The sequence below is a fragment of the Dorea sp. 210702-DFI.3.17 genome (genome assembly GCF_020560825.1).
Lineage (GTDB): Bacteria > Bacillota > Clostridia > Lachnospirales > Lachnospiraceae > Dorea > Dorea formicigenerans.
Genome location: NZ_JAJCNB010000033.1, coordinates 13,048 through 28,029, shown reverse-complemented (window position 1 = coordinate 28,029; position 14,982 = coordinate 13,048). Strand labels below are relative to the sequence as shown.

The window sequence follows — 14,982 nt, the reverse complement described above, 5'->3', positions numbered from 1 at the left end:
TCCTCAGTGCTATTCATGAAGAAGAAGGCGAAGAAAAGCTTCATCTTCTGATGGTTGATGACCACATTCCAGCAGGTGCAAAGCTCTATTAAGATGATGTAAAGATGTACCGTTTTACCGAATAGACGGGACGTACTTCATTTGATAAAAAACTAAAAAAACAGCGATTTACATCAAACTTACATCAATTGATGCAGAAATCGGTGCAAGCAAGAAAAAATCGCATAATTAGTACAAAGAGTGGGCAATTCCAATCGGGATTGCCCATTTTTAAAACAAACAGAAATACAAATCGGAAGTTTTAAAGGAGGAATACCATGGGATTATTTGGTAAAAGCAAAAAAGAACGAGAAACAGAATACATGAGCAGATTAGATGTTCCATCGTGTTTAAAAGAAGATTTTGAATTGATTATTGATGATATATTTACAATTATGGGAGTTGGAACAGTTGCCACAGGAAACATATTAACAGGGATGTGCAGAGAAGGGGAAAATGCATGTATTTATAAAGCAAATGGAGATATCTTAGAAACCAGAATTACTACTGTCGATGTACATACAAAAGAACGAAAAGCAAATGGTTGTGGATATAAAACAGAGCATGTTGGACTTGGGTTACGAGGAATTTCCAAGGAACAATTAGAAAAGGGTGATAAAGTACTTGTAAAGAATGCCAATATGTATGGAATGTAATTACAAATTCAAGTTTGCCGAAATATATTTCTAACTTTCCCTATTTTACAGGCTTTCCAGCCTGTGCATTAGCGAAACGATATGTATTTTCCCTTATTTTTGCCCTTATGAGATAATCGTAAGGGAAATAAGGGAAAGTTTTATTTAGTCATTGCCTGCCACTTTATCAAGTAACCTTGCAGATTCCCGCTTGGCTTTTCTTGTAGAGTGTGCATAGACATTCATGGTGGTACTGACATCTGAGTGCCCTAACAGTTCCTGCACATCCTTTGGTGCTGCTCCATTTGCCAGAAGGTTGCTTGTGTAGGTGTGTCGCAACTGGTGAAAATGAAATCCTTCAAATCCATCCAGTTTCTGAGCAATCTTCCTGCAAACAATTCCTAACGTGCTTGGCAGTTCCAAACTTCCATCCGGTCTTAAGCAGACAAAGGATATTTCCTTATAATCTTCTGGAACATTCTCTGTTCCGTCCAGATGATAGAACTCATAGTAAACTCTGTTTTTGTCTTTTACTTCTCTGTAGTAGTTTTTATGGTAAAGTTCTCCGTACTGCATTCGGTTTTTAAGTTGTTCCTTTCGGGCATTGCGAAGAATCTCTGCCAGTGTATCTCCAAAATCAACAATCCTTACCTTTTTTCGTTTGGTTGGTCCGATGATATTCTTGTGCCTTGAACCATCATATCGGATACTGCGTCTGATTGTAAGGCACTGTTCTTCAAGATTCACGTCCTGCCATGCCAGACCACAGGCTTCACCGATACGAAGTCCTGCATAATAAGCTATCTGGATTGGAAGTATTGCCGGTGGATTGTAATTCTGTAGAAATTCAATCAGTCTTTCATAATCCTCTCGTGGAATTGGCTGTATATCGCCATCCATGTCATCATCGGAAAACAGGTCAACCTCATCCGTCTGGTATTTCAGCTTAATATACTGCATCGGATTGAAAGTGATATATTGCTTTGGTGATACTGCAAATCGGAATGACTGCTGTAATACTGCCGAGAAAGAACGAATGTAATCTTTGCTATAACCTTTTCTTTCTGAACCATCTGGATAAGTGCCACCAAAGGAAAGCAGATTGAAGAAGGCTTGTAAATGCTCAGATGTTACATTTTTCAACTTTCTCTCTGAAATTGGATGCTTCTTGATGTTGGTAATGGCACCGAGGTAATTCTGGACTGTCCCATTACTGAGCGTACCGGTCTTTAATTCTTCCTCTGCCCATATATCAAGTAATTCTCCAATTGTAATATTTTCCGACTTTGCAATGAATTTCTTGCTTTCGTAATCGTCCATTGCCTGACGGAGCAGTTTTTCCGTTTCACTTTTACTTTCTGTTCCAGCGTATTCTTTCTGAACCAGATTGCCGCTTGCATCTTCTACATAGAAGCGGTAGTACCATTTCTTTCCTTTTTTTCTTACAGATCCTTTTGCCATAATCGTGTGTCTCCTTTCGATATCAGACAATCGGAACTGATGAAATGCTTCTTGCGTGTAAGTATATCATAACTCCGGTTGTCGTTCTATACCGAATCGGAATCCTCATACAAAACTTCTGATAAAAGATTTTCAAGCCTTTGTTCTGCCATTTCCGGTTTCTTGGAATAAAGCCTTACGATATCTGCCATGTCGTTAAAGGCATTAACAGTGTGGGTGATCTCCCGGAGAAACATAATCTCGTTATATTCATCATTCGATTCAAACCCCATTACTTTTGCAATATCAGCTTCATTCGTGTTGCCCTTGTAATTCTTGCAGGCAAACTGGAATGATTCCAGAAACAGGTTATATTGCTTTAACATCAACAGCAGTAAATCTTTGGAAAAAGCATCTTCCTTTTTACTAAGGTCGAGAGGTAACTGTTTGAGAATATCGCCCATTGCATCACGAATCTGTAATTCTTTCTTATCCGTAATATCGGTTTCGTATTCATCGGTTTCCCCTCTGAGCCATTCAATAGATACATGAAGTGCTTCCGAAAGACCTTCCAGCACCATCTTTTTGGTATTGTCAATCGAACCATTCTCATAACGCAGGATTGTGGAAGCTGTAACTCCCATCTTCTCTGCAACATAAGGCTGTGTCAGATTTAATTCCAGACGACGCTGTTTTGCCCTGCTGCCTATCAGCTTGCGTAGTTCTTTATCTTTCATGCTGATTGCCTCCTTTTTCGGTATGTATGAATTATAGCATGTACCTCACATAATTGCAATATGCAATATAATAATTATTTTTAAAATTTCATAACGCTTGACAACACAATATAAAACCGCTATACTAACAGCACAACAAAAATTGCATAATGCAATTTATAAGGAGGTGACAAGATGACGGAAAGAAAGATTGCATTATCCATCGAGGAAGCAGCCGACTATACAGGAATTGGCAGAAACACTTTGAGAAAGCTGGTTGAATGGAAGAAGCTTCCGGTATTAAAGGTCGGAAGAAAAGTCCTTATTAAAACTGACATTCTGGAAAAGTTCATGGAAGCCAACGAGGGGCGTGATCTGAGGGATAAAGGAAATGTAAAAGCTGTCACAAGAAATGTGGCAACTTAAAAAGGCGGCTTCCTAAGAAACCGCCAAAGGTTCTATCAGACCGAAGCCATGATATACCTACACGCAAGAGGATTATACCATGTGCTTCTCCTGATATGCAACCGGGAACTGTTGTTTATCGGAAAAAGAAAGGATGAAGACGATATGGCGAAATCAACAAAGACTTATGAAGAAAGAATACGTGCATTAGAGAAAAAGGAACAGGAAAGCATTGAAGCTACAAAAAAGCTCATTGCACAGCGGAAGGAACTGGAAAAGCGAAAGAAAGCAGAGGAAAGTAAAAAACGAACCCACAGGCTCTGTCAGATTGGTGGCGCAGTGGAATCGGTTCTTGGCTGTCCGATTGAGGAGGAAGATTTACCAAAGTTGATAGGCTTCTTAAAAAGGCAGGAAACAAACGGAAAGTTTTTCTCAAAGGCGATGCAGAAAGAGCCACTTACAGATATGGAGGAAGTGTAATGGCGGAGGGAGTGGTTTTTCCATTCCCTTCATTGCCTTTGAATGAAGGGCGCACTTATGGACAACCAGAGGTCGTCCTTATAAGTTTGCCACAAGTGGCAACCGGTCTGCGCTTACGCTTGCCGGGCTCGTTCCGTCGGCGGGGCTTTCAGCCAGACCTGCTCATGCCGCAGGGGGCACTCTTGCGCAGAGGGCGTTCCGACAGCTTCACTTCTGCCAAACCAGAAGAAGATGCTGTCGGAAATCAATGCCGGATACGGCAGAAAGGGGGAATTATATCATGGCGATATTTCACTTTACAGTAAAGATTGTCGGGCGCAGTAAAGGAAAATCTGTCATATCCGCATCGGCATATCTTAATGGAGATGTGATGAAGAATGAGGAAACAGGCAGAATCAGTTACTATACTTCCAAAAAGGAAGTCGTCTACACCAGTCTGATGATGTGCGAAAATGCACCTCCTGAATGGCTGCATGTACCGGAAGAAAATATAAAAAGGTTTCAACAGTCTATCCGTTATAAAAGAGCGGATGATAAAGATGCCGCACTGGAAAAGTTTAAAATCACATTTCAGAAACAGCGTCTATGGAATGAGGTATTGAAGATAGAAAAAAATGCAGATGCACAGCTTGGACGCTCATTTGAATTTTCCCTGCCGAAAGAATGGAGCAGACAGGAACAGATTGATTATACAACCGAATATATTCAAAAGACTTTCGTGGATAAGGGAATGTGTGTCGACTGGAGCATACACGATAAGGGCGATGGAAACCCACATGTGCATTTACTTGTAACCATGCGACCATTCAATCTGGATCATTCATGGGGTAGCAAAGAAGTCAAGGACTGGGATTTTGTCAGAGATACTGACGGAAATATCGTGGTTGATGAATCCCACCCGGACTGGTGGCAGGATAAGAAAAATCCTGATCGGCATGGAATCCGCATTCCGGTACTTGATGAAAACGGAGTACAGAAAGTCGGGGCAAGAAACCGAAAACAATGGAAACGGGTTCTGACCGATGCTACCGGCTGGAATAATCCAAAGAATTGTGAGTTATGGCGAAGCGAATGGGCTGGGATGTGTAACCGGCATTTATCCATAGACAATCAGATTGACCACCGCTCTTATGAAAGACAGGGCAAATTAAAAATCCCTACGATTCATGAGGGTGCGGATGCAAGAAAGATTGAGGAAAAATATCTCACCGGACAGATATGGAATGGTTCATGGAAGGTAGAGGAAAACCAGATGATTAAAAAACAAAATGCACTACTGCAAAAGGTAATCACAACCTTTGGTAAGGTATCCGGTGCATTGTCAATATGGAAGGAGTGGTTGAATGACATTAGAAGAAAGCAAAGAAGTAATTCCCATGATGGAAGCAATGATTACACAGATAGAGGAACAGCAGAATATCATGGCAGAGATGCTTCAGGAGATACAGGAAAAGGACGAGAAGCTGATGTGCTTTCAGGAGCAGGAAGAACGATTGCAGCAATTAGAGAAAGAATTGTCAGAGCTGCTACAAATCTTACCGGATACAGAAGAACTGTTGATGCTTCTGGAAGAAAAGACAGACCAGATACAGAAACTCACAGACGAAAATCAGCAATGGCAGGAATTGGCACAGAAATTGAACAGCGAGAACCGGCTATTGCAGAAACAGAACAGCGAATTACTGAACTTGAACAGCAATTAGAGAAAGGAAGGTTGATTGATGAACGAATTAAGAAACTCAAAGAACGACGATCAACTGGAAGAACTGCTAATGCTGACGGAGCAGATGCAGGAAGAACTCGACCAGAAAGACCGGACTATCAGGAAACTGAAAGTGCAGCTCGACGAATCGCTGACCTTGAACGAGAGGTTAAACAGCGAGAACAGAGCAGGGAACATTCAAGCCTTAAAGAACGACTTGAGGAAAACAAAAGAATTATTGCAGAGCGAGAAAGAGAAAACGCTCACCGCAAAGGACATGATAGAGGAATGTCGCGATAAGCTAAGACAGGCAGAACAGGAACGGGACTATGCACTCTCCCATCAGAAAAAAGTAGAGATACCGGTTGAAAAGCCGGTACTCTATCAAAAGTGTGGGAATTGTAACCAGACAGCTTATCTGAGAGCGAAGGAAAGGTATGATACGCAGAGAGAAAAACTGGCAGGCAGATATAAAGCAAAAACAGCCATGTATGAAGCATTGATGTTTTTGCTGATATGGTATTCCGTATCGACTACTCTTTTTCAGATAATACTGTCAAAAATCTTTATTTCTGATTGCGTGGTATTCTTTGATACAATCGCAACTTTTATACAGAGCATTGCAGGGTGGATTATACTGACAGGAAAGAATGTGGCACAGATTAGTAATGGAATATCCAATCCTGTCATTACCGGAATTATATACTGGCTGATAAGATTATTGATTTGCGGTGGCTGTCTGGTGGGTGCAGAAATACTTTTAGCATTCACCGGGATAAAGATTGCCGGGCTATATAAGAAATACTGCTGGGATATGATTACAATACTGGTAACACTTATAAGCATGGCAATAGCAATCTATTTTGGAGATTGGATAAAGACAGTATTGCCGATCAATCTGCTATTTTTCTTATTATTCGTGCAACTGGTATATGTTGGAATCAGGTGGTATGTAAAAGGCTGGCGGGAAACAAGGGGATATTATTAAAAATCCGATTGTAAACACACAATTTTATATATGTGCTTAATCACACCTCTTTGTATTTTAATAAAATCCTACAAAAGCTTTGAAAACAAAGGATTCATTGTAATGTGTTCGCTTTATCCCTTTATATGATTTCACACTATGTTCCCCTTGCCCTGACTGTTCATAATGGTAAAAGCAAGGGCTGGAAAAACGCATAACGCAATACAACAAAGTGTAGCAATTGGGATATTATGAACGAAGAAATCATCTTTTCATAAGCAGTCAATAAGGCTGAAGGAATTAATCTCTGCCGCCTTATTGACTTTCAGGTGGGCTTCAATTATAATTAAATCAGCTGATTTAAAACAAGCGATTTAGTAAAAGGAGAGATAAAGTATGCCACCAAAAGCCAAATTTACAAAAGCAGAAATTATTGAAGCCGCATTAAATATTGTCAGGGCAGACGGATATGAGGCTTTGACTTCAAGAGCGTTAGGAACATATCTCGGTAGTTCGGCAAGACCCATTTTTACTGTATTTAAAAATATGGAGGAGGTTCAGCAGGATATGATTAAATCTGCTAAAGCTCTGTATAAAGAATATGTCAATAAAGGACTAACAACAGAGCCCCCGTTTAAAGGGGTGGGTACACAATATATTCTCTTCGCTGTTAATGAGCCTAAGCTTTTTCAACTCCTCTTTATGACGGAGCAAAAACAAATTCCTGACTTATCTGGTGTACTTCCGCTGATAGATGAAAGTTATGAGCAAATTCTATTGTCAATTCAAGATGATTACAAAATTTGCAAGGCAGCTGGGAAAAAACTGTATCATCATCTTTGGATATATACACACGGAATTGCAACGCTTTGTGCCACAAAAATGTGCCGATTTACAGACGAAGAAATCAGTACAATGATTACTGAGGTATGTATGAGTATTTTGAAAAAGCTGAAGGAAGGAGAAAATAATGATTAAAGCGAGAAATATAATAAAATCCTACCAAAACGGAGAAAGCCGATTCCAAGTATTAAAGGACATCAGTCTTGATATTGAGGATAATGATTTTGTGGTTATTCTCGGCGCATCTGGTTCTGGCAAGTCAACCTTTTTGAATGTAATTTCAGGTCTTGAACGCCCTGACAGCGGTAAAGTGTTTTATGACGGAAAGGATATTACAGCACTTTCTGATAATGAATTAACTTCATTTCGTAAGGAAAATGTCGGATTTATTTTTCAGCAGTATTATTTGCTACCCAATATGAGCGTTGATAAAAATGTAAAAATGGGTGCTGATTTAGCAAATAATAAAGATTATAAAAACGTCATTAGAGCGGTTGGACTCGGAGAAAAACTACATAAATATCCCAGCGAACTTTCGGGTGGCGAACAGCAAAGAGTATCTATTGCAAGAGCTTTGGCAAAAAGACCGAGAGTATTATTTCTTGACGAACCGACAGGAGCATTAGACGAACAAACAGGACGACAGGTTCTTGATTATATATGTAAACTTCAAAAGGAATATGGTTTTACGATTGTAATGGTAACGCACAATTTGAATATTGCGGAAATGGCAAACACAGTTATAAAAATGAATAGCGGAAAAATATCTGAAATTTACACAAATGAAGCACAAAAGACTGCTTATGAGATAGGGTGGTGATGGTATGCTCGTTGGAATAAAAAATGTTTCAAAACTCATCGGTATTTCCATTATAGCCTGTTGTGCTGTTCTTGTTTGTACAATGTTTCTGAACTTTTATTTTGATATTCGATTAATTGAGAGTGAAATTACATCTGAATTATCAATGTTTTTTTATAATGCTCAGGTTTCTACCGCAAAAGTCGTTTGCCTTGTAAGTGGCGGATGCTTGCTTTTAACTGCGATTGTTATGTTGTTGTTTTATATTAAGCATTATATTGACACGCATAAGAAGGAACTTGGGATATTAAAGGCGTTGGGATATTCAAATATCAAAATTGCAAAAAGCTTTTGGGTATTCGGAATTAGTATATTTATTGGAACTGTAACCGGATATGCAGGAGCATTTCTTATAATGCCGTGGTTTTACGCTCTACAAAATGAAGATAAAATGCTTCCTGAGATAACTATCAATTTTCATCCAAGCATTTTATTTTATTTTGTGGTATTGCCGACTGTGTGTTTTTCGGCACTTTCAGTTTATTATGCCTGGTACAAATTCAAAAAACCTGTGTTGCTGCTTTTGAAAGATAATATGCAAACTGCTTCTAAAACACCAAATCATAGAATCGAAAAAAGCAGTGAATTGTCGTTTGTAGAGTATTTGAAAAGGAATACCTTGAAATCTAAAAAGGCACTTGTATTCTTCATTATTTTTGCTTCGTTTTGCTTTTCAGCTATGACACAAATGTCGTTTAGTATGAAAGATTTATCAAGTGAAATGATGGGTGTGATGATGTTGGTCATCGGACTTGTATTAGCGTTTACAACTCTGTTTCTTGCTATAACTACAGTAATAAACGGAAATACAAAAACTATTGCTATGATGAGAGTATTCGGCTATTCACAGAAAGAATGTTGCAGGGCAATTTTAGGAGGATACAGACCGCTGTCCTATATTGGTTTTATAATCGGAACAGTATATCAGTATGGATTGCTTCGGCTTATGGTGGATATTGTATTTAAGGATGTCGAGGGTGTACCTACGTATAAATTTGACTTTCCTACTATGCTTATTTCTCTTGCTTGTTTTATCACGATTTATGAAATTATGATGTATATATATTCTGAAAAAATTAAGAAGATTTCTATCAAGGAAATTATGATTGAGTAACAGGGGAAAATACATACAAACAAAATGGATACAATGCCCTGTCTGGTGCAATAAAAACTGAACAATGATACTGGAAAATACCAAATTTAAAAGTTTCATCTGCATTGTCAGAAGTGAAAAAATATAGAATAATAGGGACAAATAAATCTAAAAGGGTTATTTGTCCCTTATTTATCTTTGAATTAAATTTCTAAGGAATCTTCCGCATCTACCCACATTTGCATCGTTCCATCAAGATACAATCTTGCATATTCAAGTGGTTCATCAATAGCAAGTGCATTTAACGCACAATCTGATCCAGGTGTTGTTTTTAAATTCTTTTCTGCTTCCCAGCAGTCAATGCGGAGCATATAGCCAGCACTGGTATATACATCAATGCTGTTTCTGTGTGGATTGTATTCTGCAAATATCGTTCTCATCGTATCAAATCTCCTTATCGTTCAATCAATCATTTGTTAAAAAAATAGAAGCATTTCAATCAGTTCACCATGTCGTTTTAATTTTGTGTTATACTGTTTTATAGGATTTTCTTGCCCTTGTATTTGCCCTTATCAGAGTTCGTAAACACTGGTGGGACAATATAATACAAGGGAAACAATAAGGGAAAGCTCACCTGCGATAAACTTAGTGTTTTCAAGGGCTTGAGAGATATTTGATAATAAAATATAACAATTATTAAATTCCTTGGAATACATGAAATCTCAATTCAAATTTGGCTATTTCGTTGCAACAATACTTATCCAATGATTTTTTGCATTTGAATACGTTTTGATCTCTGTAAAACCCGCTTCTTTCAAAGCGGCAACAAGTTGTTTAGATGTGTAAATCTTCATACCATTGATCATCTTTGTCCATTTTTCATCTGTGGCATTCGTTCCGTCACTCTCGTTACAAATCAGGAATATACCTTCGCTTTTCAGCACACGGTTGACCTCGGAAAAGCATTTTACTAATCCTGGCCAAAAGTAAACTGTTTCGAAGGCAGAAACATAATCAAAAGTCGCATCAGAAAAGGGTATAGCAGATACATCTCCTTGAACTACATTACATTTCCCTTGTTTAATGGCGAGGGCGTTCAATTTTTGAGATTCCGCCACACTAACCTCAGAATAATCCATTCCTGTCACGTGGCCATTTCTACATCTATCAAGCCAGACCGCAATATTTGCTCCGCCGCCACAGCCGACGTCCAGAACTTCAGCATCAGACTTCGCGGAGATATTTGAGAATCCCCATTGCGATAATTTGGCGTGACCGCTGTTCATCATCTTCGTCATCAACTTTCCGCCGAAGCCTTGTGGCTTACGGGTATTTTCAAAAAATCTCATTACAGAATTCCTCCTCCACAAATACCGGTTTTCTTAATTCGACAAACCGGTATTGCTCAATCTTTTTTCTCCGTTAGGAGAATATACAATCCATAAATAAAAAGAACAAGGAATAAAACCGTAGGAATCAATAATCCATTTTCTAAAATACTTACAATCATTCTTCCAGGTGGCGTTACCCATGCAGTTGCTGGATTTTGCATTGCCGCTATTATCATTCCTACAATACCAACAACACCACTTAATGTTAAAAAACCACCTTTTATATTTCTACTCATAATCATTACCTCCTCGTTAAATACCGATTTTAATGTCTCTATTATACCATAATGATACTATTATAAAAAAGGAAAAAGAGCTCCTTCGAGCTCTTTTGATTCAGTTCTGTAAACTTGAATTTATAGTCCTCTCAAAACCAATTTGCTTTTTCTTCTCGAAATACGGGAATATCACTATCTCGATATGGATTGTAATTATGAAGATTGCAACCAAACTCTTTTAATGATTTTATTTTGTTATCCTGTGTCCATACAATTAAAGATATTCCGTCAAATTCTTCAACATTTCCATTATTCATTTTGCTTTTAAAATACCACTCCACGATTGTTTGATTTCCTTGATGAAAAAATTGCTTAATCTCCCAGACAAGAACACTTCCGCGTGTATTCCATTCGTCAAACCAGTGCTTTACCGTTTTGCGGTTTTCATATTTAGGACTCCAACTCTCAGTATATACAACATCATCTGTAAAAATATTGTCAATTCCTAAATCTGCTTTCTTAATCCACATATCAAACCATAATCGGATAATTTTTTCTCTCTCGTTCATAAAGTACCTCCATAACTTTCGATTTTTCGTTCTCAGCGACTTCCCAATAAATGGGAATTTTATAACTTATCAATCCCAATATAATATTATCATATGGTCTATCTTCTTGCGGTCAGTCAACTCTATAATATGAGGATTATTCTCTTCCTGAGCTATAATCCATACTTTATAGTTTCCACATTCATCACTATCTCCAACAAAAGAAATATTACTTGGTTCAGCAACACCACTTTTTTCAATATATCTCTCTATTTGGGAAATAGGTAAAACTGTGTCAATCCAAAGAGCATCGGCGTATGTTGATTTTTCTCCTTTACTATTTGTGATTTCATAGCCATAAGTAGATACATAAATTACACTATCTGAGTCAGCAGACTTAATCTGTGCTACAAAGTTTTGTAAAGGATTAATATCTTCTTCGTCTAAACAAAAGCTATTATAATCCTTACTTTTTTTATCAAAGTAATTATCAAATCCCATCAGAACATCATCATTCAAATCAAATTTTCTTGAATTAAAAACTATTTCTAATATGCCCATATTTTATTCCTCAAATTTCAGTTTGTTTAAGCCTTATGACCGCCGATTTGCTCGTTTCGGTCTTTGGCGGTTGCACCTTCTTCAAGGTTCATTCCCTTCAACACAGCATTCTTGCCAAACTTCTTTTTGATACTCAGCATTGCTTCTTGCATACGCCTTTCTCGTTCTAATTTTTCTTCTTCCTCCGCCTGCTTCTTCCTCTGTGCTTCGTAATCGGTAAAGAGGTCGAGTTGCTGGTATTCATCTTCCTGCTTGACGGATTTTTCATCAACAAGTTTATTCGCTGTGATTGTTATTCTGCGTACAAGCAAATGCTCGTCAACTATCCTGTCATACAAGTCCATCACGGCGTTGGTAATCAATCGAGTAGAGGAAGTCTTTTTCTCAAGATTCGCTGTTCCGTGTGCGTGCTTTGGAACTTTGCGTCCATATCGGTCAATCGTAACCTCGCCTTTGTATTGATATTTTAGGTTCGGATTACTTAAATTCTCAATATCATAGCCGATTGTCAACACAAGCTGGTCAGTTACAAGTCCTTTATCCACCAAATCAAGCACCATTTGGTCGGTCATTTCTTTTACAATCAACTTTGCCTTTTCGTAATCATATGGACAGTGCAACACCTGACCGGAAGATACACTGTTTGTTTCCGGCTTATATGCTTTGACCTGCTCCATTGTGCAAGGCTCATATCCCCAAGCGTGGTCTATGAGCAGTTCCGCATTGATACCGAACAGCTTGTACAGCAATTCCTCGTTATACAGTTCATTCGGCTTTCCGATAGAACATCTTGCAATATCGCCCATTGTATAAAGTCCGTGTTCCTCTAACTTCTTCGCATAACCATTTCCGACTCTCCAGAAATCGGTTATCGGGCGATGACTCCACAATTTCCGGCGATATGACATTTCATCCAATTCAGCTATTCGCACACCGTCCTTATCCGGCTCAATATGCTTTGCCACAATATCCATCGCAATCTTACACAAGTACATATTCGTGCCGATTCCGGCTGTTGCTGTGATTCCAGTCGTTTTCAAAACATCCTGTATCATCGTCATGGTAAGTTCCCTTGCGGTCATCTGATAGGTATTCAGATACTTTGTTGCATCTATAAATACTTCATCAATCGAGTAAGGGAAAATATCTTCCGGAGCAATGTATTTCAAGTAAACACTGTAAATCTTGGTACTGTACTCCAGATAGTATGCCATACGAGGTGGTGCAACGATATAATCAATCTCCAATGCTGGATTCGCATTTAATTCTGTACTGTCATCAGATGAACCAGTAAATGTACGATTTGGTGCTTTCCATCTTCGGTTGTTATTAGCTTCTTTTACCTTTTGCACGACTTCAAACAAGCGTGGTCTGCCGGGTATCCCATAACTTTTTAATGACGGAGATACCGCAAGGCAGATGGTTTTCTCTGTCCTGCTTTTATCTGCAACCACAAGATTTGTTGTCAAAGGGTCACGATTTCGCTCTTTACACTCCACAGAAGCATAGAATGATTTGAGGTCAATTGCGATATAGGTCTTTTGCTTTGCCATCATTCTATGCTCCCTTCTAAAATTCCTTCGAGTAAATTATGCTATCGTTAGTGTCAATCCTCGGTATAAAAACCATCCAATACATATGTTGTGACTGGTGTTATATACAATTCATATTTAATAACCAGTCTGATTAAATCATTTCCGTCAATCAGTGTTATCGGCGTACCTTCTCTCGCAGCCTCTCTTGCCTTATTGGTAAATCGGCTATTAGTAATAAATACTCCATAATCGGCTTGATATTTGTTCATCGCCCCAAGAAATTGATTGATATCCGGCTCACTCACTGGATTTGAATTAAATCTTTTACACTGAATAACCACTCTGGTTGTTCTAAAATCATCGGCATCTACGTGATATCCATAACCATCAATACCACCATCATTTGACACCTGAACGCCTTTGTTGGTAAACTCCACTCCCATCTTTGTAAGAAGTGCTCGTGAAAATTGTTCAAACTTTGCTGGAGACATATTAGCGATTGCACTCTGAAGTTTTACCTTGAAATCATCTAACAATTCGTCATCTGTGGATTCATTCTCCTCGTCTTCAACCTCCAGTGTTTCTACTGGCTTGTTTTTCGATTTGTTCTTAGTCGAATGTTCCTCCCAATAGCTTCGAGCCTTATCCCTTACTTCTGTCTTAACATCAAAATCTGTTAAATCTACATTTGCTCCATCTTGAGTAAGTGTAATCTTTGGATTGAATTTCACATAAGATATGAGTCCGACATAACTAAGCTCTTTAATAGCAAAATTAAACTTAAAATCAAATTTTTTGTACTGATTTCCTGTTTTATTAGATGTATATAGTTTCTGTTCAAATTCAGCAATATGCTCATCTAACTCACTAATTCTGTCTCTAATTTCAGAACGCTCTAACTGTCCACCTGCTTCCTGAAGGACTTGAAGGATTGGTTTAATAAGGTATGATACTTGTTCTTCTGTATTTAAATCGTCATAAAACATATTTACATTTACACCTCTCATTTACTGTGCATACTTCTTGAAATTCTCTGCCTGCTCAAGAACTTCCTTGTAAACATCATCAATGGTTACTGGCGGATAGCCGAACTCATCAAGCAGCAATATCAAATCCACTTGCAAGTTTGCCTTAATATCATCACGGGCAGACCAATCAGTATAGCGTGACTTATCATCAACAATCAACTTTATCCTCTTGGATAGTTCAATCATTTTATCGTCCGGATATTCAAACTCAAACTTCTTGGAAACTGCTTTCAAAATATCATAGAAAGCTTTTTCTTCATAATCTATACCCATATTCTTGAAGGAGTTCTTTTCTGTTTTCAGTTCAGACAACAACTGTGCAAGCTGCTCCGCAACATCATCAAGGACTTCGTTGGCATACGCTTCATCACGACGACGGTTATTATACTCATCAACAACTTTCTTGAGTCTGTCTGCAAATTCCACACCCATAATCTTATTGACTTTCTTAAACTCGTCAATCGCCTGAGAAAGAAGTCTTTGAAGTATCTTGATTTTCGTATTCGGCAACTGAATAGCATT

19 protein-coding genes are annotated in these 14,982 nt (G+C 38.3%); 9 read left to right on the top strand and 10 right to left on the bottom strand.

Annotated features, from left to right (window positions below):
• Positions 1-317 precede the first annotated feature (317 nt).
• Positions 318-695, top strand: a complete 378-nt coding sequence (locus tag LI149_RS12630; RefSeq protein WP_008374225.1) for a hypothetical protein — start codon at positions 318-320, stop codon at positions 693-695.
• A gap of 144 nt (positions 696-839) precedes the next feature.
• Here LI149_RS12630 and LI149_RS12625 read toward each other — a convergent pair whose 3' ends face one another.
• Both LI149_RS12625 and LI149_RS12620 read right to left on the bottom strand, forming a co-directional pair.
• Positions 840-2,135, bottom strand: coding sequence for a tyrosine-type recombinase/integrase (locus tag LI149_RS12625; protein ID WP_055182527.1), 1,296 nt, complete (start codon positions 2,133-2,135; stop codon positions 840-842).
• A gap of 86 nt (positions 2,136-2,221) precedes the next feature.
• Positions 2,222-2,851: a helix-turn-helix domain-containing protein gene (locus tag LI149_RS12620; protein ID WP_003505395.1), complete on the bottom strand. Its 630-nt coding sequence runs from the start codon at positions 2,849-2,851 to the stop codon at positions 2,222-2,224.
• A 174-nt stretch (positions 2,852-3,025) separates the two neighbouring features.
• On the opposite strand from LI149_RS12620, the gene LI149_RS12615 reads away from it, so the two are divergent.
• The 8 genes from LI149_RS12615 (at position 3,026) to LI149_RS12580 (ending at position 9,200) form a co-directional block, all read left to right on the top strand.
• Complete coding sequence (locus LI149_RS12615; protein ID WP_003505382.1) at positions 3,026-3,256, top strand: helix-turn-helix domain-containing protein; 231 nt, start codon at positions 3,026-3,028, stop codon at positions 3,254-3,256.
• 144 nt (positions 3,257-3,400) lie between these two features.
• Positions 3,401-3,715: a hypothetical protein gene (locus tag LI149_RS12610; RefSeq protein ID WP_014080633.1), complete on the top strand. Its 315-nt coding sequence runs from the start codon at positions 3,401-3,403 to the stop codon at positions 3,713-3,715.
• The gene (locus LI149_RS12605; protein WP_117483110.1) at positions 3,715-4,020 is read left to right on the top strand and encodes a hypothetical protein; all 306 of its coding nucleotides are present in this window, start codon (positions 3,715-3,717) and stop codon (positions 4,018-4,020) included. Before LI149_RS12610 ends, LI149_RS12605 begins: the two co-directional genes overlap by 1 nt.
• Positions 3,996-5,717 (top strand): MobA/MobL family protein, encoded by a 1,722-nt coding sequence (locus LI149_RS12600; protein WP_055182639.1) that lies wholly within the window; start codon positions 3,996-3,998, stop codon positions 5,715-5,717. The genes LI149_RS12605 and LI149_RS12600 overlap by 25 nt, the downstream gene beginning before the upstream one ends.
• Complete coding sequence (locus tag LI149_RS12595; protein ID WP_044905124.1) at positions 5,695-6,405, top strand: DUF6040 family protein; 711 nt, start codon at positions 5,695-5,697, stop codon at positions 6,403-6,405. Before LI149_RS12600 ends, LI149_RS12595 begins: the two co-directional genes overlap by 23 nt.
• Before the next feature lie 375 nt (positions 6,406-6,780).
• Positions 6,781-7,362 carry a TetR/AcrR family transcriptional regulator gene (locus LI149_RS12590; RefSeq protein WP_008373078.1) on the top strand — a complete coding sequence of 194 codons (582 nt, stop codon included), beginning with the start codon at positions 6,781-6,783 and terminating at the stop codon, positions 7,360-7,362.
• Positions 7,355-8,047, top strand: a complete 693-nt coding sequence (locus tag LI149_RS12585; protein WP_015517697.1) for an ABC transporter ATP-binding protein — start codon at positions 7,355-7,357, stop codon at positions 8,045-8,047. The genes LI149_RS12590 and LI149_RS12585 overlap by 8 nt, the downstream gene beginning before the upstream one ends.
• A gap of 4 nt (positions 8,048-8,051) precedes the next feature.
• A complete protein-coding gene (locus tag LI149_RS12580) occupies positions 8,052-9,200 on the top strand; it encodes an FtsX-like permease family protein (RefSeq protein WP_015541486.1) in 1,149 nt (382 codons plus the stop codon).
• A gap of 182 nt (positions 9,201-9,382) precedes the next feature.
• Here the strand turns inward: LI149_RS12580 and LI149_RS12575 are convergent, their stop codons facing one another.
• From LI149_RS12575 to LI149_RS12540, 8 genes are all read right to left on the bottom strand, one after another.
• On the bottom strand, positions 9,383-9,619 hold the full coding sequence (locus LI149_RS12575) for a DUF6061 family protein (RefSeq protein ID WP_008373065.1): 237 nt from the start codon (positions 9,617-9,619) through the stop codon (positions 9,383-9,385).
• 297 nt (positions 9,620-9,916) lie between these two features.
• Positions 9,917-10,528, bottom strand: a complete 612-nt coding sequence (locus LI149_RS12570) for a class I SAM-dependent methyltransferase (protein ID WP_118521771.1) — start codon at positions 10,526-10,528, stop codon at positions 9,917-9,919.
• Positions 10,529-10,584: 56 nt separating this feature from the next.
• Positions 10,585-10,806 carry a peptidase M50 gene (locus LI149_RS12565; RefSeq protein WP_227143432.1) on the bottom strand — a complete coding sequence of 74 codons (222 nt, stop codon included), beginning with the start codon at positions 10,804-10,806 and terminating at the stop codon, positions 10,585-10,587.
• 131 nt (positions 10,807-10,937) lie between these two features.
• Positions 10,938-11,357 (bottom strand): nuclear transport factor 2 family protein, encoded by a 420-nt coding sequence (locus tag LI149_RS12560; protein ID WP_003864537.1) that lies wholly within the window; start codon positions 11,355-11,357, stop codon positions 10,938-10,940.
• Between the two features lie 69 nt (positions 11,358-11,426).
• Positions 11,427-11,897 carry a hypothetical protein gene (locus LI149_RS12555; protein WP_015530037.1) on the bottom strand — a complete coding sequence of 157 codons (471 nt, stop codon included), beginning with the start codon at positions 11,895-11,897 and terminating at the stop codon, positions 11,427-11,429.
• A gap of 26 nt (positions 11,898-11,923) precedes the next feature.
• The gene (locus tag LI149_RS12550; RefSeq protein WP_173746323.1) at positions 11,924-13,450 is read right to left on the bottom strand and encodes a DNA methylase; all 1,527 of its coding nucleotides are present in this window, start codon (positions 13,448-13,450) and stop codon (positions 11,924-11,926) included.
• 53 nt (positions 13,451-13,503) lie between these two features.
• On the bottom strand, positions 13,504-14,439 hold the full coding sequence (locus tag LI149_RS12545) for an Mrr restriction system protein (protein ID WP_015530035.1): 936 nt from the start codon (positions 14,437-14,439) through the stop codon (positions 13,504-13,506).
• A complete protein-coding gene (locus LI149_RS12540) occupies positions 14,440-14,970 on the bottom strand; it encodes a type I restriction enzyme endonuclease domain-containing protein (RefSeq protein ID WP_227143431.1) in 531 nt (176 codons plus the stop codon).
• Positions 14,971-14,982 lie beyond the last annotated feature (12 nt).